General features: G+C 35.4%; 19 protein-coding genes. 8 read left to right on the forward strand and 11 right to left on the reverse strand.

Annotation, left to right across the window (positions count from 1 at the left end):
* Positions 1 to 100 precede the first annotated feature (100 nt).
* The 6 genes from EOD40_RS03725 to EOD40_RS03750 all read right to left on the reverse strand — a co-directional run bounded on the left by EOD40_RS03725 (position 101) and on the right by EOD40_RS03750 (position 4,933).
* Entirely contained in the window at positions 101 to 979 is an 879-nt protein-coding gene (locus tag EOD40_RS03725; protein WP_128193563.1) for a sulfate/molybdate ABC transporter ATP-binding protein, read from the reverse strand.
* Complete coding sequence (gene modB, locus EOD40_RS03730) at positions 976 to 1,653, reverse strand: molybdate ABC transporter permease subunit (protein WP_196781410.1); 678 nt, start codon at positions 1,651 to 1,653, stop codon at positions 976 to 978. The genes EOD40_RS03725 and modB overlap by 4 nt, the downstream gene beginning before the upstream one ends.
* Positions 1,646 to 2,050, reverse strand: a complete 405-nt coding sequence (locus EOD40_RS03735) for a TOBE domain-containing protein (protein ID WP_128193564.1) — start codon at positions 2,048 to 2,050, stop codon at positions 1,646 to 1,648. The genes modB and EOD40_RS03735 overlap by 8 nt, the downstream gene beginning before the upstream one ends.
* Positions 2,051 to 2,305: 255 nt before the next feature.
* The gene (modA, locus tag EOD40_RS03740; protein ID WP_128193565.1) at positions 2,306 to 3,073 is read right to left on the reverse strand and encodes a molybdate ABC transporter substrate-binding protein; all 768 of its coding nucleotides are present in this window, start codon (positions 3,071 to 3,073) and stop codon (positions 2,306 to 2,308) included.
* A gap of 17 nt (positions 3,074 to 3,090) precedes the next feature.
* Positions 3,091 to 4,485: an alginate export family protein gene (locus tag EOD40_RS03745; RefSeq protein WP_128193566.1), complete on the reverse strand. Its 1,395-nt coding sequence runs from the start codon at positions 4,483 to 4,485 to the stop codon at positions 3,091 to 3,093.
* A gap of 100 nt (positions 4,486 to 4,585) precedes the next feature.
* Positions 4,586 to 4,933, reverse strand: a complete 348-nt coding sequence (locus EOD40_RS03750) for a winged helix-turn-helix domain-containing protein (protein WP_128193567.1) — start codon at positions 4,931 to 4,933, stop codon at positions 4,586 to 4,588.
* Between the two features lie 253 nt (positions 4,934 to 5,186).
* On the opposite strand from EOD40_RS03750, the gene EOD40_RS03755 reads away from it, so the two are divergent.
* Both EOD40_RS03755 and EOD40_RS03760 read left to right on the forward strand, forming a co-directional pair.
* Complete coding sequence (locus EOD40_RS03755; protein WP_128193568.1) at positions 5,187 to 8,180, forward strand: leucine--tRNA ligase; 2,994 nt, start codon at positions 5,187 to 5,189, stop codon at positions 8,178 to 8,180.
* Positions 8,181 to 8,363: 183 nt separating this feature from the next.
* Positions 8,364 to 9,053 carry a zinc metallopeptidase gene (locus EOD40_RS03760; RefSeq protein ID WP_128193569.1) on the forward strand — a complete coding sequence of 230 codons (690 nt, stop codon included), beginning with the start codon at positions 8,364 to 8,366 and terminating at the stop codon, positions 9,051 to 9,053.
* Between the two features lie 104 nt (positions 9,054 to 9,157).
* Here EOD40_RS03760 and EOD40_RS03765 read toward each other — a convergent pair whose 3' ends face one another.
* The 4 genes from EOD40_RS03765 to EOD40_RS03780 form a co-directional block, all read right to left on the reverse strand.
* On the reverse strand, positions 9,158 to 9,517 hold the full coding sequence (locus tag EOD40_RS03765) for a hypothetical protein (RefSeq protein ID WP_128193570.1): 360 nt from the start codon (positions 9,515 to 9,517) through the stop codon (positions 9,158 to 9,160).
* A 134-nt stretch (positions 9,518 to 9,651) separates the two neighbouring features.
* A complete protein-coding gene (locus tag EOD40_RS03770) occupies positions 9,652 to 10,698 on the reverse strand; it encodes a sensor histidine kinase (protein ID WP_128193571.1) in 1,047 nt (348 codons plus the stop codon).
* Between the two features lie 282 nt (positions 10,699 to 10,980).
* Entirely contained in the window at positions 10,981 to 11,730 is a 750-nt protein-coding gene (locus EOD40_RS03775) for a uroporphyrinogen-III synthase (RefSeq protein WP_128193572.1), read from the reverse strand.
* A 15-nt stretch (positions 11,731 to 11,745) separates the two neighbouring features.
* Positions 11,746 to 12,417 (reverse strand): DUF4271 domain-containing protein, encoded by a 672-nt coding sequence (locus tag EOD40_RS03780; protein WP_128193939.1) that lies wholly within the window; start codon positions 12,415 to 12,417, stop codon positions 11,746 to 11,748.
* 105 nt (positions 12,418 to 12,522) lie between these two features.
* On the opposite strand from EOD40_RS03780, the gene EOD40_RS03785 reads away from it, so the two are divergent.
* The 3 genes from EOD40_RS03785 to EOD40_RS03795 are packed head-to-tail and all read left to right on the forward strand — an operon-like array spanning position 12,523 to position 15,164.
* Positions 12,523 to 13,248 (forward strand): polyprenol monophosphomannose synthase, encoded by a 726-nt coding sequence (locus EOD40_RS03785; protein WP_128193573.1) that lies wholly within the window; start codon positions 12,523 to 12,525, stop codon positions 13,246 to 13,248.
* 14 nt (positions 13,249 to 13,262) lie between these two features.
* Positions 13,263 to 14,603 (forward strand): dihydroorotase, encoded by a 1,341-nt coding sequence (locus tag EOD40_RS03790; protein WP_128193574.1) that lies wholly within the window; start codon positions 13,263 to 13,265, stop codon positions 14,601 to 14,603.
* Positions 14,604 to 14,606: 3 nt separating this feature from the next.
* Positions 14,607 to 15,164 (forward strand): DUF4296 domain-containing protein, encoded by a 558-nt coding sequence (locus EOD40_RS03795; RefSeq protein WP_128193575.1) that lies wholly within the window; start codon positions 14,607 to 14,609, stop codon positions 15,162 to 15,164.
* On the opposite strand, the gene EOD40_RS03800 is transcribed toward EOD40_RS03795, so the two are convergent.
* Positions 15,157 to 16,149, reverse strand: a complete 993-nt coding sequence (locus tag EOD40_RS03800) for an NAD-dependent epimerase/dehydratase family protein (protein ID WP_128193940.1) — start codon at positions 16,147 to 16,149, stop codon at positions 15,157 to 15,159. The genes EOD40_RS03795 and EOD40_RS03800 overlap by 8 nt on opposite strands.
* Positions 16,150 to 16,326: 177 nt before the next feature.
* On the opposite strand from EOD40_RS03800, the gene tyrS reads away from it, so the two are divergent.
* The 3 genes from tyrS (at position 16,327) to EOD40_RS03815 (ending at position 24,804) form a co-directional block, all read left to right on the forward strand.
* A complete protein-coding gene (gene tyrS, locus EOD40_RS03805) occupies positions 16,327 to 17,619 on the forward strand; it encodes a tyrosine--tRNA ligase (protein ID WP_128193576.1) in 1,293 nt (430 codons plus the stop codon).
* A gap of 125 nt (positions 17,620 to 17,744) precedes the next feature.
* On the forward strand, positions 17,745 to 21,419 hold the full coding sequence (locus EOD40_RS03810; RefSeq protein ID WP_128193577.1) for a hybrid sensor histidine kinase/response regulator transcription factor: 3,675 nt from the start codon (positions 17,745 to 17,747) through the stop codon (positions 21,417 to 21,419).
* Positions 21,420 to 21,792: 373 nt separating this feature from the next.
* Positions 21,793 to 24,804 carry a glycoside hydrolase family 2 protein gene (locus EOD40_RS03815; protein ID WP_128193578.1) on the forward strand — a complete coding sequence of 1,004 codons (3,012 nt, stop codon included), beginning with the start codon at positions 21,793 to 21,795 and terminating at the stop codon, positions 24,802 to 24,804.
* Positions 24,805 to 24,866 lie beyond the last annotated feature (62 nt).

Here is a 24,866-nt window from a genome sequence, read left to right on the forward strand (position 1 = left end):
TCTTCAAACATTTGACACTCGACTGCGGAAGCTAAGGACACAATCGAATCTAACACAAAGGTCATTCATGTTTTTTTAAGAATAAATTTTAGCCAACGGGTTATAAATCGATTTTAGTGATGATGGGATTGAAGGCTTTTGAAGCAATTAGGACTTTGTTTCCAATGTTTAAATCCTTTATTTCTTCTTCCATCGCAATTATTTTGACTACATTGTTTCCAATTAAAACCACGACAATATAAATGAAATTTTCTTTTTCGATTTTTAAAATTTCGCCCACAAACTGAAATTTTCCACTGACTAAGCGGCTGGAAAATACTTGCTCAGGAGTTCCTTGTTTGCTGATGTTACCATTTTCAAGTACAATTACCTTGTCGGACATTTTATAAATTTCGGCAATATCGTGGCTCACTAAAATGGTGGTGAGTTTGTATTTGTGATGCACCTGGATAATGTAATCCTGTAGTTTTAAACGCATTTCGTGATCTACCGCCGATAAAGGTTCGTCCAGCAATAAAATATCCGGTTTACGAACCAAGGCTCTTGCCAGGGCGACTCTTTGTTTTTGTCCGCCTGACAATTGTGCCGGTTTTTGATGTTGTAATTGTTCTAATTCCATCAGGGCTAACAACTCTTCAATAATGGTCTTGTCTTGTCCTTTTTCGAGTGCATAGCTTAGATTTTCTCTGACGCTCATATTGGGAAACAAAGCATAATCCTGAAAAACATAGGCTATTTTACGCTTTTGCGGAGGAAGCTGGATTTTTTTATCGGTGTCAAGCCAAGTTTCGTTATGGATTGTAATTATTCCTTTGTCGGCTTCTGATAAACCCGAAAGTATTCGTAATGTAGTGGTTTTTCCGGAACCCGATGCGCCATATAAGGTCACGAATTCATTTTCTTTGATTTCGAAATCAAGGTTCAAAAGCATTTCGCCCGATGCTGATTGGAGTTTTTTCTGGATTTTAAATACAATCATTGTAACGGATTGGTTTGGCTAAAACGATGATTAATACTGTAAACGCATAAAAGCACCACAAAAGCAAAGGCAAATAAAATCCCTGCATAAATATTAGCATTGTGGTAATTCATGGCTTGCACTTCGTCATAAATGGCAATGGATACTACTTTGGTTTCGCTGGGAATGCTTCCACCCACCATTAAAACCACGCCAAATTCGCCAATGGTATGAGCAAAAGTGAGTACAATTCCGGTTAGAATGGCTTTTTTTATATTCGGGATTAACACCTTAATTAGTGTTTCTGTTTTGCTTTTTCCTAATAAAAGTGAAGCTTCAATCAGTGATTTCGAAAGTGATTTAAATCCGTTTTGTATGGGCTGCACCATAAACGGCAGACTGTACAAAACCGATGCAATTACTAATCCGGGGAATGTAAAAACAAGTCGGATGTCAAAATACTGATCGAGAAATTTTCCAAAAGCATTTTCGGGACTAAAAGCTAGTAACAGATAAAATCCTAAAACCGATGGCGGTAAAACCAGCGGTAAACTCACGATGGCTTCAATGATTACTTTCGATTTCAATTTGCTGTAAGCTAACCAATATGCCAAAGGCAAACTCAGTACCAGCAATATGATTGTGGTGCAAAAAGCCAGTTTTAGCGTGAGGTATATCGGTTCAAAATCAATCATGAGTTGCCAGACTTATTTCGTTAGTTTTTATCATCGCCTGTACCAAATCGTTTTCCTTGATATCGAGTTGGTCAAAAGCATTTCGGGTAATTACTGATGCAAATTTAGTATTTTGGAAATTTAAGATGATTTTGCAAAGTAATTTTCCTTTTTCAAAAGAATGAACGTTACAATCTAATTTATTTTGAAGACTGATTGCTCCCGAGAATGCTTTGGCAAGCACGACTTCGGTTTCTTTGAACACAATTTTTATTTTGTTGTCAATGCGAAGATAAGTTGCGGTTTCAGGAGTTTCAATTACAATAGAAGTAATGGCGCAATCTTGCACCATCACTTTTACCAAAGACAAAGAGCCTTCAGTTTTTATTGCTATTATTTCTCCTGTTAATAGGTTCATTTTGTTGGTTTCAAAAAAGTTAAATTATGATTTTTCTTTTTTGCTTGATCAAAAAAGAAACAAAAAAATATTCATGCATTCTTATTGTTTTTCGGTATTCATGAATCTTCGATTTCAATTCTTACGCTTCCTCGTCGGTCAAATTAGTTTTCGAATACTAAAAGAGGCAGCACTCGCTGCGCTCAAACAGCTTTTCTTTTTACGTATTCTTCAAACATTTGACACTCGACTGCGAAAGCTAAGGACAATTAAAACTTATTTCTTTTTTTGAGAATAGCCATAATAATCTAAAATCGCTACTGCCTTATCTGATGAAATATAATCATAAAATCTCGAAGCGGCCGGATTTCCTTTGCCGTGTTTTAATACAACGCAACCTTGTTCAAGCGGAGCGTGATATTCTTGCGGAATCATATAATATTTACCACGTTCTTTTTTCATTGCTGGCGACAAAGCATCTGACAAGGCGATGATTCCAATTTCGGCTGCACCAAAAGCAACAAATTGAGCTGCCTGAGCAATATTTTCACCATAAACCAAATTGCTTTTTACGCTTTTGTAAATTTTAGTGCGTTTCATGCTTTCAACTGCTTTGGCTCCGTAAGGGGCAGTAGTCGGGTTGGCAATCGAAATTTTCTTCACTTTTGGGTCTAATAACGAATTCATTTTTTGGCTATTTGGATCTAATTTTTTACTCCAGATAGCAAGTCTTCCTATCGCATATAATTTAACTGTCGAAATACCAAAATGAGTTTCTTTTAATTTAACAGGAAAAGCCATGTCGGCTGAGAAAAATACATCAAAAGGAGCTCCATTGGCTATTTGCTCATAGAATTTTCCCGATGCTCCATAAGTAATCTGGATGTTATCGGCAGGATTTTTTTGTTTGTAAACTTTAGCAATCGAATCCATAGCCGTTTTCAAATTGGCAGCAACTACAATTGTTGCTTTGCCTTGAGCAAAAAAGACAGTTGTGCTTAATAGAACAGCTATAAGTAACAGGGATTTTATATTTTTTATCATCGGATATTAGCTAGTTGTTATTTGGTAAAATTGAATAAATCAGGTTTGAAAGTAATCATCAGATAACTCCAAATAGGGACAATAGAACTACTTCCGGTTTTAAGCGTTTCCATGCTTTTTTCGGCTGCCATGTAAGAGAATCCAAAATCAATTGTTGTAAACTCATTGTACTTGTATTTTACTGACATATCATTTTCGAAACCTAAATAAGGATTAATCGTAGTGCCTAAAGTATTTTTAGTTTTGTTCCCTAAATAAAATAGGTGAAAGTCAGAACGCAGCGCTACTTTTTTATTCAAATCATAGATAAAGAATAGGTAAGGATTAAACAATCCTCCTTTTTTTACATCGGCAGGGAAAGTAGTGAAATAGTCCATGTTTCCCATAAATTTCCAGGCTACTCCATAAAGAGGTACAAATGATTTAGAAAAGTCACTCGTTTTTTCGGCATTTTCACCACTCATGAACTCGGCACCTAAACGGGTGGTTAGTTTATTGGATCGAAGTTGAATTTCGGGTTGGAAATAATAAGCCGAAATGTGTTCTCTGGTTTGCAATTGGCCATATTGATAATAACCGCTCAGGGTTGCATACAAATTGCCTTTTTCAAATTCCAAACGTCCACCCGATGTTCCTCTGGTGTACAAAGTTCCGCTATAGGTTTTACTTTGATAACTGTCGGCTGAATTGATAGTGGTTAGCGTAAAATGCTCATTCAGTCTTGCTTTTAGAAAAAGTACATTGAGTAATTTATAATTTGTAAAAGTTGTTGGAGAAAAATCAGTGTCAAAAATACGTTCAGATGTTTGGTTAAAAGAGTTAATAGATTCTGCATGAATAGTACTACTGTTGTAAATAATATTTACGGCATCATGCGCTCTTCCTGCCTGACTCCAGTTGGCCGCCGAGAAAAGTCGGCCATTATCTAATTCTACTTTCTGACGTCCTAATCGCACTGAAAAAGCATCAGAAATGGAAGTTTCGGCATAGGCTTCAAAAACATTCAGCGAACCTGATGTAGACGTTTGACCGTATTGTCCCCACACGCGAATGTCCTGGATAGAAGTGTGGAATTTAAATTTGGGTTGGCTATAACTGAAATACAATCGGCTTCTTTGAGTTCCAAAAAAAGCGGCTTTGTTATCACTTGTTCTTAATTCTCGGTAACCATCACGATATTCCGCACGTGGTCTGAATTCTAAACCAATAGAAAAATTTTTATTTTCTGAATTTACTTTTTGAGTGAAGGCATTTAAAACACTTAAAGAGTCGGCTTCACGCTGAGTGATAATCTTTTTTTCGAGTAATAGTTTAGTAAGGTTATTATCGATTTGGGCTGTGATTTTTTCGCTCGAAAATAAAGCAAGGATGGTGAATGCAAAAAAGTAAAGCGTATTTTTTGTTTTTTTCATTAGAAAGATTGTAATGATTTTGGTTTTATTTGGTATCAGACTGATTTTTATTTTGATAACATTTAATTTTCGGCAAAGATAGCTTGGTTTTTTTACTTTTTCAAAACCTTAGATTTTGAGTTTCTTGTTTCGCGAAATCCTTGATTCGTTTTTCAATTTCGTAAAAAGTTTCGATTGCTCTTTCTCCGGCTTCAGTTAGTTTTGCACCGCCTCCGCCTTTACCGCCCAATACTTTTTCGACTAGCGGGCTTTCGGCACGTTGGTTCATTTCCTGTACTAATTGCCAAGCTTGGCGGTAAGCCATTTTCATTTCTTTGGCAGCATTAGTAATAGAGCCTGTTTTTCGAATGTTTTCCAGCAACCAGATTTTTCCAATTCCCAAAAAAGGACCTTCGGTTTCTTCAATCCAAAGTCGAACTTCTATGGTATATTTTTTATTAGACATCATGGGTGTGTTTTTTTAAGCACAGTGCAAACATACGTATTTTTACTTATTTTTTGATTGTAAATAAATTATTTTCGTAGCCCGCACAATAAATGTAAATTTGCCGTTCATTTTTAGTTTGTTGTTTATAGTTTTTAGTTTGTTGTTATGAGCTTGAAATCAAAACCATAAACCACAAGCAATAAACCATTAACAGAATAATGACTTGAGCGTGTGAAAGCATGACTCCATTAAAAAAAACAATATACAAAGAGGAATGAAATACAATCCGAACGAAATTGAAGCCAAATGGCAAAAATACTGGGCTGATAATAAAACTTTTGCAGCCAAAAACAATTCAGATAAACCAAAACATTACGTTTTAGATATGTTTCCTTATCCTTCGGGAGCGGGATTGCACGTGGGGCATCCGCTGGGTTATATTGCTTCGGATGTGTATTCTCGCTTTAAAAGACATCAGGGTTTTAACGTGTTGCACCCAATGGGTTACGACAGTTTTGGATTGCCGGCTGAGCAATATGCTATTCAAACAGGTCAACGTCCGGAAGATACCACTCGTGTAAATATTGACGGTGGTGTGGATAAAGAAGGAAACCAAATTGCAGGTTACAGAAAACAATTAGACAAAATAGGATTTTCATTTGATTGGGATAGAGAAGTTAGAACTTCAAATCCTGATTATTACAAACATACACAGTGGATTTTTATCCAATTATTCAATTCATGGTACAATAAAGATTCAGATAAAGCGGAGGATATTTCGACTTTGATTGCCCTTTTTGAAGAAGAAGGAAATGCTAATGTCAATGCGGTTTGTGATGATACTATCGAAGGTTTTTCAGCTGCTGAATGGAATGCTTTCGCAAAAGAACAACAGGAGAAAATCTTGTTACAATATAGACTGACTTATTTGGCTGAAACCGAAGTAAACTGGTGTCCTGGATTAGGAACTGTTTTGGCTAATGACGAAATTGTAAATGGAGTTTCAGAACGAGGAGGATATCCGGTAGTTCGTAAAAAAATGACCCAATGGAGCATGCGTATTTCGGCTTATGCGGAGCGTTTGTTGCAAGGTTTAAATGATATCGACTGGAGCGAAAGTATCAAAGAAAGTCAGAGAAACTGGATTGGGAAGAGTGTTGGTGCGATGGTGACTTTTAATCTAAAAGACCATAGCGAAGTAATCGATGTATTCACGACCCGTCCTGATACAATTTTCGGAGTGACGTTTATGACTTTGGCACCGGAACACGAATTGGTAGCTAAAATTACAACTGCTGAACAAAAAGAAGCGGTTGAAGCTTATATTGAAAAAACAGCTAAACGTTCCGAAAGAGAGCGTATGGCTGATGTAAAAACCATTTCGGGAGTTTTCACGGGGGCTTATGCTGAACATCCGTTTACTAAAGAAGCTATTCCGGTTTGGATTGGGGATTATGTTTTGGCAGGTTACGGAACAGGAGCGGTTATGGCGGTTCCTTGTGGGGATGAGAGAGATTATGCTTTTGCTAATTTCTTCAAAGGTGAAAACGGAATGCCGGAAATCAAAAATATTATTGATAAAGATATTTCAGAAGCGGCTTTTGGAGGAAAAGAAGGTTTTCAATTAGTGAATTCTGATTTCTTAAATGGCATGGGTTACAAAGATGGAACCCAAAAAGTAATTGCCGAATTGGAAAAAATCAATCAAGGTTACGGTAAGGTAAATTACCGTTTGCGTGATGCGGTTTTCTCCCGTCAAAGATATTGGGGTGAACCATTTCCGGTGTATTATGTGAATGGTTTGCCACAGATGATTGATGCGAAACATTTGCCAATTATCTTGCCGGAAGTGGAAAAATATTTACCAACCGAAGACGGTTTGCCTCCATTAGGAAATTCTATTAAATGGGCTTGGAACACATTAACTAATGATGTTGATTTTAATGAAAAAATTGACAATAAAACTATTTTTCCTTTAGAATTAAATACCATGCCAGGTTGGGCAGGAAGTTCTTGGTACTGGATGCGTTATATGGATGCAACTAATGAAAATGAATTTGCATCGGCAGCAGCATTGAAATATTGGGAATCTGTAGATTTATACATTGGCGGAAGCGAACACGCAACCGGACATTTATTGTATTCCCGTTTTTGGAATAAATTCTTAAAAGACAAAGGTTTTGCACCAACAGAAGAACCATTCAAAAAACTGATTAATCAGGGAATGATTTTGGGAAATAGTGCAAAGATTAGACGTTATAATATTAATCTTGATGGTAAGACATTTGTTTTTGTATCTGCTAATAATCAACCAGAAATGAAAACGGCGCTTGAAGGAGGTTGTTATTTGCAATTTGAAAATGAAAATCAAATTTCAGAAGTAAATGGAGAAAAGATTAATGAAATAGGTGCGCAAGTAATTCATGTCAATATTAAATTAATTAATGAAATTACGAATGAATTAGATATTGAAAAATTCATTAATGATCCTTTGTATAGTGAGTATAAGAACTCAATTTTTATAGGAGAAAATGGGGAAATAATAACTAATAATAGCGATAAGATTTTTGTTTCTCGAGAAGTCGAAAAAATGTCGAAATCAAAATACAATGTAGTGACGCCTGATGATATTTGCGAAGAGTATGGTGCCGATACTTTGCGTTTGTACGAAATGTTCTTAGGTCCATTGGAACAGGCAAAACCTTGGAACACGGCTGGTATTTCGGGAGTTTTTGGTTTCCTGAAAAAATTATGGAGATTGTATTTTGATGAAAATGGTTTAATCGTGAACAACGACGAACCAACCAAAGACAACCTAAAATCATTACACAAAACCATCAAGAAAGTTTCAGAAGATATCGAGAGTTTCTCTTTCAATACTTCGGTTTCCCAGTTTATGATTTGTGTGAATGAATTGTCAACTCAAAATTGTCATTCTCGTGCTATTTTAGAACCATTGACCATTGTGATTTCTTCTTATGCACCTCATATTGCTGAAGAATTATGGAGTGCTTTGGGACATGAAGGTTCGATTGCGACTGTAGCTTTCCCTAAATTCGAAGCAGCTCATTTGGTAGAATCTGATAAAGAATATCCGGTTTCTTTCAACGGAAAAATGCGTTTCACGATTAATTTGCCTTTGGATTTAACCAAGGAACAAATCGAGGAAATCGTTATGAAAGACGAAAGAACCCAAAAACAATTAGACGGTAGAACACCAAACAAGGTGATTATCGTTCCGGGGAAAATCATTAATTTGGTTGGATAACCAAATAAATTCCAATATTTTAAAATTCCAAATTCCAATTGTCACACTGAGCTAGTCGAAGTGTTGTTGGAATTTGGAATTTTTATTTTGGAATTTTTTAACAGCTGTCAAGTTGGCATTTTTGTAATTTGGTTCAGAATTTGTTGCTTGTATTGAAAAAACAGAAATAAAAAATATAAAGATATGGGAAGTGGTTATTTAATTCTAGCTGGGGCAATTATGTTGTTCAGCTGGTTGGTGAGTTCAAGACTGAAGAGCAAGTTTGAACATTATTCACAACTGCATTTGCAAAATAATATGAGCGGTGCCGAGATTGCGCAAAAAATGCTATCAGATAACGGAATTTATGATGTGCGTGTCATTTCGACTGAGGGTCAATTAACGGATCATTACAATCCGGTGGATAAAACGGTTAATTTAAGCGAGTCGGTATACAATCAGCGTAATGCTGCGGCTGCGGCTGTAGCGGCACACGAATGCGGTCACGCGGTGCAACATGCCGTGGGTTATGAGTGGTTGAGTATGCGTTCTAAATTGGTTCCGTTTGTTAATGTGGCTTCTTCGTATATGCAATGGATTTTGCTGGCTGGAATCCTGATGTTGAGAACCTTTCCGGGCTTGTTGTTAATTGGGATTATCCTGTTTGCGGCAACTACCTTGTTTTCGATTATTACTTTGCCGGTGGAATATGATGCGAGTAATCGCGCTTTGGCCTGGCTAAAAAACAAAAACATGCTTAACCCGGCAGAATATGCGGGTGCTGAAGATTCTTTAAAATGGGCAGCTCGTACTTATGTGGTGGCAGCTTTGGGTTCTATCGCTACCTTGTTGTATTATTTGTCTATTTATTTGGGAGGTAATAGGAGGAGTTAAAAAAATAAAATTCCAAAAGCAAAAATTCCAAATTCCAACTGTCACACTGAGCTTGTCGAAGTGTTATTGGGATTTGGAATTTTTTTATTGAATATTTTGGGCTGTTATTGAGGCATATTTTGTTGCTGCCATTGTACTAAAAGGGCAACCTGGTCATTAGTTAAAGCTGGTTTTTTGTTTACAGGAGGCATAAATTTACGGTCGTCCTGAGGTAATTTTACACGGGCAATTATAGCTGTAATATGTGCTTTTACCTGTTCGTAGTTTTCAAACGGTTCTTTTCGCCCTTGAGGTGGCATGTGGCAAGGAGTACAGCTGTTAGCGATTATAGGTTTAACATCGGCAGTGTAGCTTATTTTTTTAGCTTCTACATATTCTGACTTTCCTTTTCTTGCAGAGCTACAATTAACCATTAGTATGGATAAAGGGATGATAAGGGCGATTAATTGGATTTTTTTTGTCATTTTTTGTGTTGCTTATTAAAGTTGGTTTTGTTTATTAATTTATTTTTCTAAGAAAATAAAAAAAATCTGTTTTCGAAATTCAATTTGCTTTTTTTTAAGAAAAAATCTTAAATATTTTTCAATAATGACTGTTGTTATGCGTTAAAGTTGTTTTTATTAGGCAAGTAAATTGTAAAAGTGGTTCCAATATTCTCCTCACTTTCAAATTTAATGTGCCCTCCGAGTTTTTCGATACCGTATCTAAGAGTGTAAAGTCCAATTCCGTTTCCGCTGGACTGATTAGTTGCCCGATAAAATAATTTGAAAATATTTTTTTGTAAATCTTTAATTATTCCTATCCCATTATCTGTAACTGTAACTTTGGTGGTGCTGTCTTCTTCTTTTGAAACATTGATTTTTATAAAGGAAGCATTTCGTTTCTCGTTTCGGTATTTTATGGCATTGTCGATGAGATTTTGGAATAGAGAAATGATGATGAGTTTGTCAAAATAAAAATCAGGAATTATTTCTATGTTTTCTTCAAATCGTACTACATTGTAACCCGGTATGTACGTAAGTGATTTTTTTACGTCAAGAATAATTTGCTCGAAATTTATTAATTCAACATGGGTGTCTCCTTTTTGGATTCTCAGTGTTTTGTTGATTTGATTCAGCGTGTTAATTAGTTGTTTGGCACTTTCTTGTGCTAATTCAAGATACATTTTTAATTCATTGATATCATTAGGTCCATTAAGAGCTAGATTCGTAATCCCTAATATACTTGCTATTGGACTATTAATATCATGTGTAACCTTGTAAGAGAATGATTCTAAAGCACTGATAGTATCTTTAAGTTCTGTTATGTTTGATGCAGTTATGCCAATTCCATCTCCAACTTTGAATACTTTTATCCGGTTGTGTTGGTTTCCAAATTTTGGATGGCTTAAACTGTCTTCAATAACAATTGGTTTACCTGTTCTAATTACTTCCAGGTATTTGTCATACAATCCTTTTTCTTTTATATCTGGTCCTATTTCTAAGACGTTCTTACCAATTATTGTATTGTAATCTAGATGATAGTATTTAAGTAAACTGTCATTTATATCAATTACATTTAGATTTTTGTCAAATACTATAAAGTGTAATTCTGCATTATTAAAAAATTCTGAACGAATATTTTTTATTTCATTTCCCTCTGTCATGTTTGCACTTTAGTAGTTATTGTTCTCAATTTAAATAGCTGTCATTTAAAATAACAATTTATGTTTTTTAATTTAAAAATAGGTGTTTAAGAAAGGAAAATATTATCGTTGTTGGTTTTGTTTTTGTAGAATTTTTCAGAATGTTTTTGGTTAGAAGTCAAAAATACTAAAAAACTGATTTGTGTGCTGTGATGATTTAATTTGTGTGAAATCTTTTAAACATAAAAAACCCGACAGCTTTTTAAACGCTGTCGGGTTTGAATTTGTATATACAGCTAAGGATTATTTTCCTTTATTAGCTTCGGTGATGTATTTTTCTAATGCCATAGTCATTGATGGTGTTCCCGGTGCAGGAGCCATAATGTCTACTCTTAATCCGTGATCGAGAGCTTCTTTTTGAGTAGTGCTTCCAAAAACAGCAATTCGGGTGTTATTTTGTTGAAAGTCAGGAAAATTTTTATACAATGATTTAATTCCTGTTGGACTAAAAAAGGCTAAAACATCATAGTAAACATCTGCTAAATCAGACAAGTCACTCATTACCGTTCTGTAAAAAGTAGCCTGTGTCCAATCGACTTTTAAGTTGTTTAAAGTTTGAGGAGCATCTGCATTTAATTGGTCAGAAGCTGGTAATAAGAATTTTTCGTCTTTGTATTTTTTAATCAAAGGCGATAAATCGGCAAAATCCTTTGGTCCAACATAGATTTTTCTTTTTCTGTAGACCACATATTTTTGCAAATAGAAAGCTACGGCTTCAGATTGGCAAAAATACTTTAAACCCTCAGGAACTTTAAAACGCATTTCTTCTGCCACTCTAAAAAAGTGGTCAACAGCATTTCTACTGGTTAAAATAATAGCAGAAAAATTGTTGAGATCAATTTTTTGAAGTCTAATTTCTTTCGCACTAACTCCTTCTATGTGTATAAAAGGGCGGAAATCAATTTTGATTTTATGTTTGTGTTGGAGTTCAAAGTAAGGCGAATTTTCTACCTTAGGCTCTGGTTGCGATACCAAAATTGTTTTGACTTTCATATATTTTAACATTTTCTAAGCGCTCCCTTTTGTAAACAAATAATACATGAAAAAATAGGGAGCTATTTCGAGAGTGCAAAGATATAAAATAAAATAAAACAACTTACTGAATATTAAACTTTGATATTTTTTTATTGAAAGGGAATATGTTAGTATGCTTAAGACTAGTATTATGCTTATTATTGCTATAGGAATATTCTGAGACACAGTGTTGTGGTAAAATAAAAGGATGTTAATAGGCAGAATGATTATCCCTATATAAGCCCTGTAAGTGATTTTTTGCAGGTTAAATTGCTCCACAAATTCCTCAATATTGAAGGTTGTGGCGATAATTTTTTCGATTAAAAACTTCGATAAAATAAAAAAGATAAGAAAAGTGATAATCTGTATGTACAATATCCAATCGGTTTTGGAGGCATAGCCAAAAATGCTTAACGAGATTTGGATAAAAAAAGCAAATGAGATTACCTGTACAAAGAACAGCGAGATAGTAAAACTGCTTTTGAGTTGGCTGCTATCGCGATAGACTTTAGAATACTTGTCGGAAAACAATAAATTAATAAAATCACTAAATCGGTTACCATAAATCGCTTTAGTGATGGCAATGATACCAAAGGCTAAAACAAATAAAAGGGTTGCCCAATCTTTGCTTTCTATAATTCTGGGATGTAGAAGGTATTCGGTCATAATGTTGGCAAAATTACTAAAATTTTGTGTCAATATTTTTATTATAAAATTATTGTGAATCAAATGCCATAAAAAGGTTATTTTTGCGGTGAAATTTCTAGAAACATGAATAATTGTATTGTTATAATTCCTACGTATAACGAAATTGAAAACATAGAAAGTATCATTAGAACGACGCTTTCCCAGCATAAACATTTTCATGTTCTTATAGTGGATGATAATTCGCCGGATCATACGGCCGACAAGGTCAGATTGTTGCAAACGGAATTTGAAGGACGTTTGTTTCTGGAAAACAGAAAGCAAAAATCAGGTTTAGGAACGGCATACGTTCATGGATTTAAGTGGGCATTGGCTCATGATTATGAATTTATTTTCGAAATGGATGCCGATTTTTCACACAATCCTCATGATTTAGAAAAGCTATATAATGCCTGCCATTTTGGAGATGCTGATTTGGCCATTGGTTCTCGTTATGTTACGGGAGTTAATGTGGTCAATTGGCCTTTAAACAGGGTGTTGCTTTCATATTTTGCCTCGGTTTATGTAAGAATGATTACCGGAATGGTGATTCATGATGCCACGGCCGGTTTTGTTTGTTATAAAAGAGCGGTATTAGAAAAGATAAATCTCGACAAAATAAAATTTGTGGGTTATGCTTTTCAAATTGAGATGAAGTACCGTACTTTTTGTAATAAATTCAATATTGCCGAAGTGCCTATTATTTTTACCGATAGAACCAAGGGGCAGTCTAAAATGAGTAATTCAATAATAGTGGAAGCTGTTTTTGGGGTTATTTCACTTCGATTAAAAAAATTAGTAAACAGATTATAATAATAAAAAGAACAATGAACAGGGTTTTAATTAAGAATGCCAAAATAGTAAATGAAGGAGTAATTTTTGAAGGCGATGTTTTAATTGAGAATGACTTAATTGTTGAGATTTCAGAAAGCATTAGTGCAAAATCATCCGATTGTAAAATTGTAGATGCCGAAGGGAATTATTTAATTCCGGGGGCTATCGATGATCAGGTGCATTTTAGAGAACCAGGTTTGACGCATAAAGGTGATATCGAGTCGGAATCCAAAGCTGCTGTTGCGGGTGGAATTACCTCGTTTATCGAGCAGCCTAATACGGTTCCTAATGCGGTTACTCAGGAAATCTTAGAAGAAAAATACCAGTTGGCTGCCGAGAAATCCTATGCGAATTATTCGTTTATGATGGGAGCAACCAATGATAATTTGGAAGAGGTTTTAAAAACTAATCCGAAGAATGTTGCGGGAATTAAGATATTTTTAGGTTCTTCAACCGGAAATATGTTAGTGGATGACCAGCTAACACTTGAAAAAATATTCTCAAGTACTCCAATGCTTATTGCAGTGCATTGTGAAGACGAGGCAACCATTAAAGCTAATTCGGAAAAATATAAAGAAGAGTATGGTGATGATGTTCCTGTAACGGTGCATCATTTAATCAGAAGTGAAGAGGCTTGTTATTTGTCTTCTTCAAAAGCGATTGCTTTGGCCAAGAAAACAGGTGCCCGTTTGCATATTTTTCATCTTTCTACCGCTAAAGAGATGGATTTGTTTACCAATAAAATTCCATTGGAAGAAAAGAAAATCACTGCTGAGGTTTGTGTGCATCATTTGTGGTTTACCAATGAAGATTATGCAACCAAAGGTAATTTTATAAAATGGAATCCGGCGGTAAAAACAGCAAATGACAGAGATGCTTTGTGGAAAGCCTTGTTAGATGACAGAATCGATGTTATTGCAACGGATCATGCGCCACATACATTAGAAGAGAAAAAACAATCTTATTTAAAAGCCCCATCAGGAGGACCGCTGGTACAACATGCTGTTGTGGCTATGTTTGAAGCTTTTCATCAGGGGAAAATTAGCGTGGAAAAAATTGTGGAGAAAATGTGTCACAATCCCGCTAAGATTTTCAAGATTGAAAAACGTGGTTTTATTAAAGAAGGTTATTATGCCGATTTAGTAATTGTAAATGCAGGTTTGCCTTGGGGAGTTAAAAAAGAGAATATTTTTGCTAAATGCGGATGGTCTCCTTTTGAAGGATTTACTTTTAAATCCAGAATTACGCATACTTTTGTAAATGGACAGTTAGTATATAATGCTTTTAAAGTAAAGAATATTCGTGCTGGAAAAAGACTCTTATTTGATAGGTAAGCAATGAAAAAAACGGTATTTTTTTTAGTTATTATAATGTTATTCTTTGGCTGTAAGGAGGAGACGGTAAAAGAACCGGATCATCTTATAGACAAAGAAGTAATGCAAAACATTATTTATGATTTGTCGCTTCTGGAAGCGATAAAATACAACGAACCTAATACTACCGAAAATTACAGAGTTAATCCTAAAGAGTTTATTTATAGAAAATATAAAATAGACAGCGCGCAATTTGCGCAAAACAACATCTATTATGCTTCTAATTTTGATGAGTATAAGGCGATGTATGATAATGTCATTAAGCGAATAGACGGTAAAAAGGCTGTTATTGATGCTGTTCTTAAAAAAGAAGCAAAAAGAGATTCTTTAATCGCCCAAAAGAAACGAACGGATTCTATCCAGAAAGTTAAGAAAATAGCGTTGGTTAAGAAGAAAGATTCGTTGCAAAAAATAAAGAAAAAAGATAGCTTGCTTTTGTTAAAGAAAAAGCCAAAAGCTCCAAAAAAGATTTCGACATCAATAAAATCAAAGGTGATTAAAAACGGAGTTAGAGTTAATTAGCGGTAAAATTTTCTTTGATGTATTGATGTACATCTAAAAATGAAGTATTTAACGCAGTTTTAATTTTGGCATTTGAAAATTCATTCCTGCTCATAAAAGAACGAAGAGTATCCTTAGAGATATTGTTGCTTTTACGGGAAAAAAGACTCAAAAACCAGTTTACTCTCCATGTGATTTCCATCATAAAAGGCTTGGCTTCTACGCTTGGCCTTTTTACTTTTAGAGTATCGGCAATAGTGTTGAAGATGTCTCTGAAAATAATGTTTTGTCCAATAAGAATAAAACGTTCGTTGCAAATGGTACTTTGTGTCAACTGGTACATGATTCTCACTACATCGTCTACAGCAACAAAACCAGTGCTTCCTAATGTGTAAAACAGCAAGCCATCGGCTATTTTTTTAATGAGCTGTCCGCTGCCTTGGTCTTCAAATCCGGGTCCAATGATAACACCGGGATTAACAATGATAACATTTAAACCTTCTTGTTGGCCACGCCAAATTTCCATTTCGGCTCCGTATTTAGAAATAGCATAATCGCTATGATGTTTCTCCGGATTCCATTCGGTTTCTTCGGTTTTTACAGTTTCGTGTGCGGCTAAATCGCCAAGAGCAGAAGTAGAGCTTACGTAGCATAATTTCTGGACACCTTTGGCAATACAAAAGTTGACGATGTTAGCTGTTCCTTCAATATTGATTTTTCGAAGTAAATTTTCGTCTTTTGGGTCAAAAGAAATCATGGCAGCACAATGATAAACTTGCGTGCAATTGACAAAAGCATGTTCTAGTGAAGGAATGTCAAGGATATCAGCATGTACCCATTCGATAGCATCAAACAAAGCGGATTTGTTATAATGCTGAAATAAGGATTTTGTTTTTTGAATGTTGCTTTTCTTGCGATAAATGGCACGAACGTTTTCTCCATTTTCTAATAAATGAAGTAATAAATGTGCGCCTACTAAACCGGTTCCTCCTGTAACTAAAATCATTTTGTAAATGTAATAAATCAATTTTAATGGCAAAAAACAATTTCCATCCCGATAGCTATCGGGATGGAAATTGTTTTTTGCCATTGTTATTGAATATTGTCATTGCTGTTGATTTTGTTATCTTTGCGCACTCGAAGCCTGAAAGGCTGAACTGACGAAAGTAAATTGATTAAAAACATGAAGAATTTTATTGAAGAAGTAACTTGGAGAGGAATGCTCCACGATGTTATGCCAGGCACCGAAGAACATTTGATGGAACAAATGCGTGTGGCGTATGTGGGGATTGACCCAACTGCAGATTCATTACATATAGGACATTTAGTGGGCGTAATGTTGTTGAAACATTTTCAGTTGTCCGGACACAAACCATTAGCATTGGTGGGTGGTGCCACAGGAATGATTGGAGATCCGTCAGGAAAATCTAACGAAAGAAATTTATTAGACGAAGCTACCTTGCGTCACAATCAGGAAGCGATAAAAGGACAATTGGCTCGTTTTTTGGATTTTACTTCCTATGCGCCAAATGCTGCCGAGTTAGTAAATAACTACGATTGGATGAAGAATTTCTCTTTCCTGGATTTCATTCGTGATGTGGGGAAACACATTACCGTAAATTACATGATGGCGAAGGATTCGGTAAAGAAACGTTTGTCGTCAGAGTCGGCTGAAGGAATGTCGTTTACTGAGTTTACATACCAACTGGTTCAAGGCTACGACTTCTTGCATTTGTACAGAGATAAAAGCTGTACACTACAAATGGGAGGAAGTGACCAGTGGGGGAATATCACCACCGGAACCGAATTAGTACGCAGGATAGCAAGTGGAAAGGCTTATGCTTTGACTTGCCCATTAATTACAAAAGCGGACGGAACTAAATTTGGTAAATCCGAAGGAGGAAATATTTGGCTGGATGCTGCCAGAACATCTCCATATAAATTTTACCAATATTGGTTGAATACTTCTGATATTGATGCCGAAAAATACATCAAGATCTTTACCTTTTTGTCTAAAGAAGAAATCGAAGATTTAACGATAAAACATAGGGAAGCGCCACATTTGCGTGTATTGCAAAAAAAATTGGCCGAAGAGATTACAATTATGGTTCACTCAGCCGAAGATTTAGAAAATGCCATTAAAGCATCGAATATTCTTTTTGGAAATGCCACTGCCGATGATTTGAAACAATTGGACGAAGCTACTTTCTTAGAAGTTTTTGATGGTGTTCCGCAAGCTGAAATTGCTAAGGCTGATATAGAAGTTGGTTTAGATATTGTTGCTGTTTTGAATGAAAAGACAGGATTTATGAAATCTAATGGTGAAGCAAGAAGAGCCTTGACTGCCAATTCTATTTCGGTAAACAGAGAAAAAGTAAAAGAAGATTTTGCACTTTCGACAAAAGATTTAATCAATGAGCAATTTGTGTTGTTGCAAAGCGGAAAGAAAAATTATTTTGTGGTTAGAGTAGTTTAATCATAAGAAGAATAAAGTGATTTTCTTTTTAGGGAATTACATTAAAAATTCAAAAGCCTGATAATATTGTTATCAGGCTTTTGTGTTTTAAGAACCGTTCTCTATTTTTGGCTTTTGCTATCAGTATGAAAAATCAACAAGTTTGGTCTTACGTAGTTTCTTTTTTTGTGGTTTCTCTCCTGTCTTTATCAGGATTGAAAGCCCAAAATCTTTTTTTCGAAAAAATTTCCGGTCGTGAAGCAAACCCCGTTACTCAAATACACGGTATTGCTAAAGATTCCATAGGCTATATATGGTTTGGAAGCTGGAATGGTGCTTATCGATATGACGGTAAAACATTTGACTTTTTTTATCATAACCCAAAAGATAAGACTTCATTACCTAATAATAGAATACGCAATATTGTTTCCGACAAAAAATTAGGACTTTGGTTTTTTACCTTCGATAGAAAATACGTGCGATTTAATTATCAGTTAAATTCTTTTAAAATTGTTCTTGATAATAAAGTACCTAAAATTGTAATTGAGAGGCTTAACAATAAATCCAGTGAGTTAAATAAAAACCGGATTGTAAATGGGAAAAGCTATTATTTATCCTCACATCAATTTACTTCTCAGGATGTAAAATCAGGTGAAGAATATCGTTATACGGCTAATATCAATCATCCGGGACAATTATTGGATGATTATATAACTGATTTTTTTATTGATGACGAGAATATTATCTGGCTGGGAAGCAGAGGAGGCGATGTGTATAAGGCAAATCCAAACAGGAATCCTTTTGAATTGCATTACAGCTACAGAAAGGATAGTGAAAACACCAAATTAGCTACTGTTAAAGGCATTTTAAAAGTAGATGATAAAATATGGCTGGCTACTGATGAAGGAATATTAATCTACAATAATAAAGGCTTAGATTATAATCATCCTTTTTATAAATCGAATAGCCAAATTAAGAATGCGCGTAGTTTTTTGAAGGACAATAAAGGCCGGATTTGGATAGGTGGTATTAACGGACTAGAGTGTTATGATCCTAAAACTAACCAATGTAAGGTTGTAATCAATAGAGTTTTAAGTCCTAATTTAGAAATATGGTCTGTTTATGCCTTAGAAGTATCCGGGAATAATTTGTGGGTTGGTTTGTACAATGGTATTGCCTGTATCAATTTAGCCAACGATAAAATCAGCTATTATGATTTAGCGGCTACTGTCCATAATGGTAGTGTTATGGATGTTTTATCTGTTAACGGTCGTGAACTTTGGTTAGCAACTGAGGGAAGCGGGGTTATCCGATTAAAAATAGATAATAAGGGGAAGATATATGATAAATTAGCACTGAATACTTTTGATAAGCATCTTAAGAATAAGATTTCAGGAAATATTATTTACGCTTTGCATAGAGACAAACGAGGAGCAATTTGGGTTGGTTCCAGCGAAGGATTGAATAAAATTTACACAAATACAAATCCGATGCGAATTGAAAAAATACAATTGCAATCGGAAAGTCCTAATATTTATATTTCTTCAATTACTGATGATGCCAAAGGAAATCTTTGGATTGCCCATAAACAGGGTCTTTCGATGATTGATATTAGAACGAATAAAATTTCTAATTACAGAAGAGAAGATCAGTTTGGGTCATGGACTTTTTCAGAAAGAGCTTTTTATAAAGATTTAGCCAATCAGAAAATATATTTTGGGGATAAAAACGGCTATCTTTCTTTTAGTCCAAAAGAAATCAAAACGAATTCAGTTAATGATAAATTGATTTTTAAAACCTTGTATTTATCGAATGAAAAAGTGATTCCGATGGATACAATTAATGATCAAATTGTTTTGACCAAAGATTTATCGCAAACCCAATCGATTCAGTTGGATTATGAAAACAGAAGTTTTACGATAGAATTAGCTTCATTTAATTATAGCAATACAAATAAGATGGTTTATGAGTACACCTTAGAAGGCTATGAAGACAAATGGATTAAGACCAATAGCAGTAAAATAACGTATAATAAACTGCCTCCGGGTAATTATGTTTTTAAGGCCCGTGTTGTTTCGCCAAATGATACAAAATCGCCAATAAAAGTATTGGATATTGATGTGAGTGCGCCTTGGTATGGAACCTGGTGGGCTAAACTGTTTTTTTTAGGTTTGTTGGCGGCAATAGCTTTTTGGATTTTTAAAGCCATGTTGTACAGGGATCGTTTGAAAAATGAAATCAAACTGGAGCGATTGAATACCGAAAGACAGGAAGCTTTAAACAAAGAAAAAATAGAGTTTTTTACCAATATTTCCCATGATTTAAAAACGCCGCTAACCCTGATTGTGGATCCCTTGAAACGCATTCACGATAATAAAGTGGCTGCAGAAGACAAAGAAGTTTATTTCTCCATAGTCAATAGAAATATAAATTATTTGACCAAGTTGATTCATCAGATTTTGGATTTTCGTAAATCGGAGATGGGTAAATTGAAATTAAATCCTACTGTTCAAAACTTCAATCTTTTTATAGAAGAATGTTATACCTCATTTCAATTTATAGCTGCAAAACGAAATATAGCACTTCAGCTTCAGGTAGATAAAACGCCTTTATACTGTTCTTTGGATTTTGAAAAAGTACAACAGATTATTGTGAACATAGTTTCTAATGCTTTTCAATATACTTCTGACGGAGGACTGGTAATACTTTCGGCAGCTCTTAATGAGGCGAAATCTACTTTGGAAATCACGGTTCAAGACAATGGTGTTGGAATTAATGCTGCAGAACTGGAAAAAATATTCGAACCATTTAATAATGTAGGCTCTAGTCCTTATCATGGGTATTCTTCCGGAATAGGGTTGTCTTTAACACGAAATTTAATTGAGCTTTTAAAAGGAACTATTTCTATTGAAAGTGAGCCTGATAAGGGAACTAAAGTATTGATTAGTCTGCCTTACGATGCCGCCAAAACGGAGGATATTACGTTAGTTAAAGTGGAGCAACTTCATCAAAAGGAGGAAGATTATGAGGATAATCAGGAAAAAGAGAGTGAACAAATTTCTTTTGAAAGCGCCAAGCCTACGCTGCTTATTGTAGAAGACAACCCGGATGTGCAAACCTATTTGAATAAAGAATTAGGGAAAGAATACACTTTGATTCAGGAGTATGACGGAAAGAAAGGGCTTGAGGCTGCCATAAAGTACATACCGGATATTATTGTTTCCGACATTATGATGCCGGAAATGCAGGGAACGGAATTTTGTGCAGCACTTAAAGGCAATGAAAATACCAGCCATATTCCGCTAATCTTTTTAACAGCAAAAGGCTCTGATGAAAACCAGATAGAAGGATATAATCTGGGAGCAGAGGCTTATGTGATGAAACCGTTTAATGTGGATGTTTTAAACGCACAGATAAAAAGTGTGTTAGAAAACAGAATCATTTTGCAAAACAGGCTTGCCGGTATCAAAAAGATTGAGCAATTACAACAGGAAGTACCAGATCAGGATAATGAGTTTCTTGAAAAAGTGATTGAAAAAATTACTCTCAACATAGAAGAAACTGATTTTAATTCTGAGGAGCTGGCGCAGGCTTTGGGTATTAGCCAAAGACAGTTGTATCGTAAACTAAAAGGAATAACTGGAAATACGGTTCATGAGTTTATTACTAAAGTGAAGATGAATCAGGCCGAAGAGCTGCTTAGAAATTCGGACTTAAGTATATCTCAAATTGCCTATAAAGTAGGGTTTTCAGAACCATCCAATTTTTCACGTACTTTTTCTAAGCATTTTGGTTGTAGTCCTTCACAGTATTTAAAATAAATTGTAGGCAATAGTTTTAAGCTTATCATTACTATTTAGTTTTCAGGTTCTAAAAATAATTACCGCAAATTCGCAAATTTTTAATAATCTGCGAATCTGCGGTAAAATTTATTTTCCAAAGTTTAGGTTTTGAATTTATAGTTTCGTGGTTTCAGTTTGTCAAATTCAAAATAAAATTATTCTTGTTATTTATTGTTTTTCTTCTTATTCACTAGTTATATTCAGCCATTTCATATCAAATTCCGCCAAATGTCAAGATATGAATGCTAATGGCAATCTATGATAATTCAAAATGAATTAAGGAATTTACATTTGTAGATGTATTGTTAATCTATATTCATTATAAAAAAATAAACCAAATAACTATTAAGCAATGAATTTGAAAGGAGTTTTATATGCACTCAGTTTTGTAACGCTATTGGCAAATACGGTATGTGCACAGGATAAAAAATCAGCTAGGGAAAAATACAACTTCAATTACGGCTGGAAATTAAATGTTGGAGATGTAGAGGAGGCACAAAATACCAACTTTAACGATAAGTTATGGACTAACGTAAATTTGCCATATTCCTGGAATCAGGGGGAAGCTTTCAGACTGGATATTTCCCATCTCTCAACAGGAGTTGCCTGGTACCGAAAAATATTTCAACTGCCAAAAGAGGCTGCTAACAAAAAAGTTTTTATCGAATTTGAAGGGGTGCGTCAAATGGGTGAAGTTTATGTAAACGGAAAATTTGCGGGGCGTCATGAAAATGGGGCTATGGCTTTTGGAATCGATATTTCTGCTTTTGTGAATCCTTTTCCTCAGGAAAATGTAATTGCCGTTAAAACCGACAACGATTGGCGATACAAAGAAAAAGCTACAGGTTCAGGATTTCAATGGAATGATAAAAACTTCAATGCCAATTATGGAGGAATTCCAAAAAATGTATTCTTACATATTAAATCCAAAGTATACCAAACCCTGCCTTTGTATTCATTTTTAGGCACAACAGGAACTTATGTATATGCCACTGATTTTAATATAGCTGAAAAGAAGGCTACTGTAAATGTTTCTTCGCAAGTGAAAAATGAAGAGGCTAAAACGGTCAGTGCACAATTGAAAGTAAGTGTTAAAGATATGCAAGGTAAAGAAGTGGCTTCTTTTTTAGGCAATGCAATATCATTGGCTCCAAATGAAATGAAGGATTTAAAAGCGTCCAAAGCCTTACAGGATTTGAATTTCTGGAGTTGGGGTTATGGTTATCTGTATACTGTTACTTCTGAATTAGTAGTAGACAATCAATCGGTTGATAAAACAGAAATCCGTACAGGTTTTAGAAAAGCGGAATTTAAAAACGGAATGGTTTATTTAAATGACCGTGTGATTATGATGCACGGTTATGCGCAACGCACCAGCAACGAATGGCCTTCGATTGGAATGTCGGCCCCGGCTTGGTTAAGTGATTATTCGAATAGTTTAATGGTAAAAAGCAATGGGAACTTAGTGCGTTGGATGCACATTACGCCTTGGAAACAGGATGTGGAATCCTGTGACAGGGTAGGTCTGATTCAGGCTATGCCGGCTGGAGATTCGGAGAAAGATGTGGAAGGAAGACGTTGGGAGCAACGTACCGAGTTGATGCGTGATGCTATTATTTACAATCGCAATAATCCTAGTATTTTATTCTACGAATGTGGTAACGAAAGTATCTCAGAAGCGCACATGAGCGAAATGTTGGCAATAAGAAATCAATATGATCCTTTTGGAGGTCGTGCTATTGGTAGTAGGGAAATGTTGGACAGTAAAGTAGCTGAGTATGGAGGTGAAATGCTGTATATCAATAAAAGTGCCCGTATTCCATTCTGGGCAACCGAATACAGCAGGGATGAAGGCTTACGTAAATATTGGGACGAATTTACCACGCCTTTTCATAAAGAAGGGACAGGAGGAACATCGCATAGTAATGTGAATGGGACAAAAGTAACCGATGCAAGTGCTTATAATCACAATCAGGATGCACATGCTATTGAGGATGTGGTACGCTGGTACGACTATTGGGAAGCACGTCCGGGAACGGGAGACAGAGTGAGTTCGGGAGGTGTGAATATTATTTTCAGCGATTCGAATACGCATTACCGCGGGCAGGAAAATTACCGTAGAAGTGGTGAGGTTGACCCAATGCGTATTCCTAAAGATGGATTTTATGCACACCAAGTAATTTGGGACGGATGGGTTGATACCGAAAAACCGGCAGTACATATTATCGGACATTGGAATTATGAAAAAGGGGTGACTAAAGACATAAACGTTGTCTCTACTGCTTATGCTGTGGAATTGATTGTAAATGGTAAAAAGATTGGTAAGGGAGTTCAATCAAAACAATTCCTGTTTACGTTTAAAAATGTAGCTTTCCAGGCAGGAAGTATCAAAGCCATTGGTTATGATAAATCGGGTAAAGCCATTTGTGAAGACGAGATCAAAACAGCAGGAAAGCCTTTTGGACTTAAATTAACAAGTATTGAAAGACCGGGAGGAATGTTGGCCAATGCTAACGATTTGGCAATTGTTGAGGTTGAAGTCGTGGATAACAAAGGCAACCGTTGTCCTACTGCGATGGACATGATTAATTTTGAGGTGACGGGTCAAGGATTATTCATAGGTGGAATTGCACAAGGGCCGGATAATTACATTGGTTCAAAGAATCTTCCGGTAGAATGCGGGGTGAACAGAATTTTTGTAAAAGCCAGCGACCTGGCCGGAGAAATTAAGGTAAAAGCTACTTCGGAGTCTCTTAAAGCGGCTGAATTAAGTATCAAGACAGTTAAAACCGATCTTCAAAAATTATCATTGGCTATGCCTTCAGATAATTTACCGTCTTATACTGCAAAAGGGCCAACACCTAATACCCCATCTTTTACAAAAACCAGAAATGCAATTAAGGTTACAGCTGTAAAGGCTGATTCGAATCAGGCGGATGCAGAGAAAAGTTTTGATGATAACGAATTGAGCGAATGGACTAATGGGGATGGAAGTCCAAAAATTGAATATACTCTGGAGCGTGAAGCAACCATTAATCAGGTTGTATTGAAATTATCGGGTTGGAGAAGTAAAAAATATCCGCTTCGAATTTCAGTGGACGAAAAGAAAGTTTTCGAAGGAATAACACCTACAAGTTTGGGTTATGTAACACTTGATGTTTCTCCGACCAAAGGGAAGAAAGTCCAAATTGAATTGATGGAGAATTCTAAAGATAGTAATGATATCAATTTGGTTGAAATTACCGGAAAGGTAGATGATGGAGGGTTGAAAAAAACAAATAGCAAAACACCGCAATTGCCTATAGTTGAGGTGGAGTTTTATGAGCCAATCGATACATTAAATAAATTGACAACAATTAAATAGGTTCGGTTAAGGTTAGTCAGTCGCCTATCTAAGTATACTATTTACTTGGATAGGCTTTTTTA

The organism is Flavobacterium sufflavum (assembly GCF_004016525.1).
GTDB lineage: Bacteria > Bacteroidota > Bacteroidia > Flavobacteriales > Flavobacteriaceae > Flavobacterium > Flavobacterium sufflavum.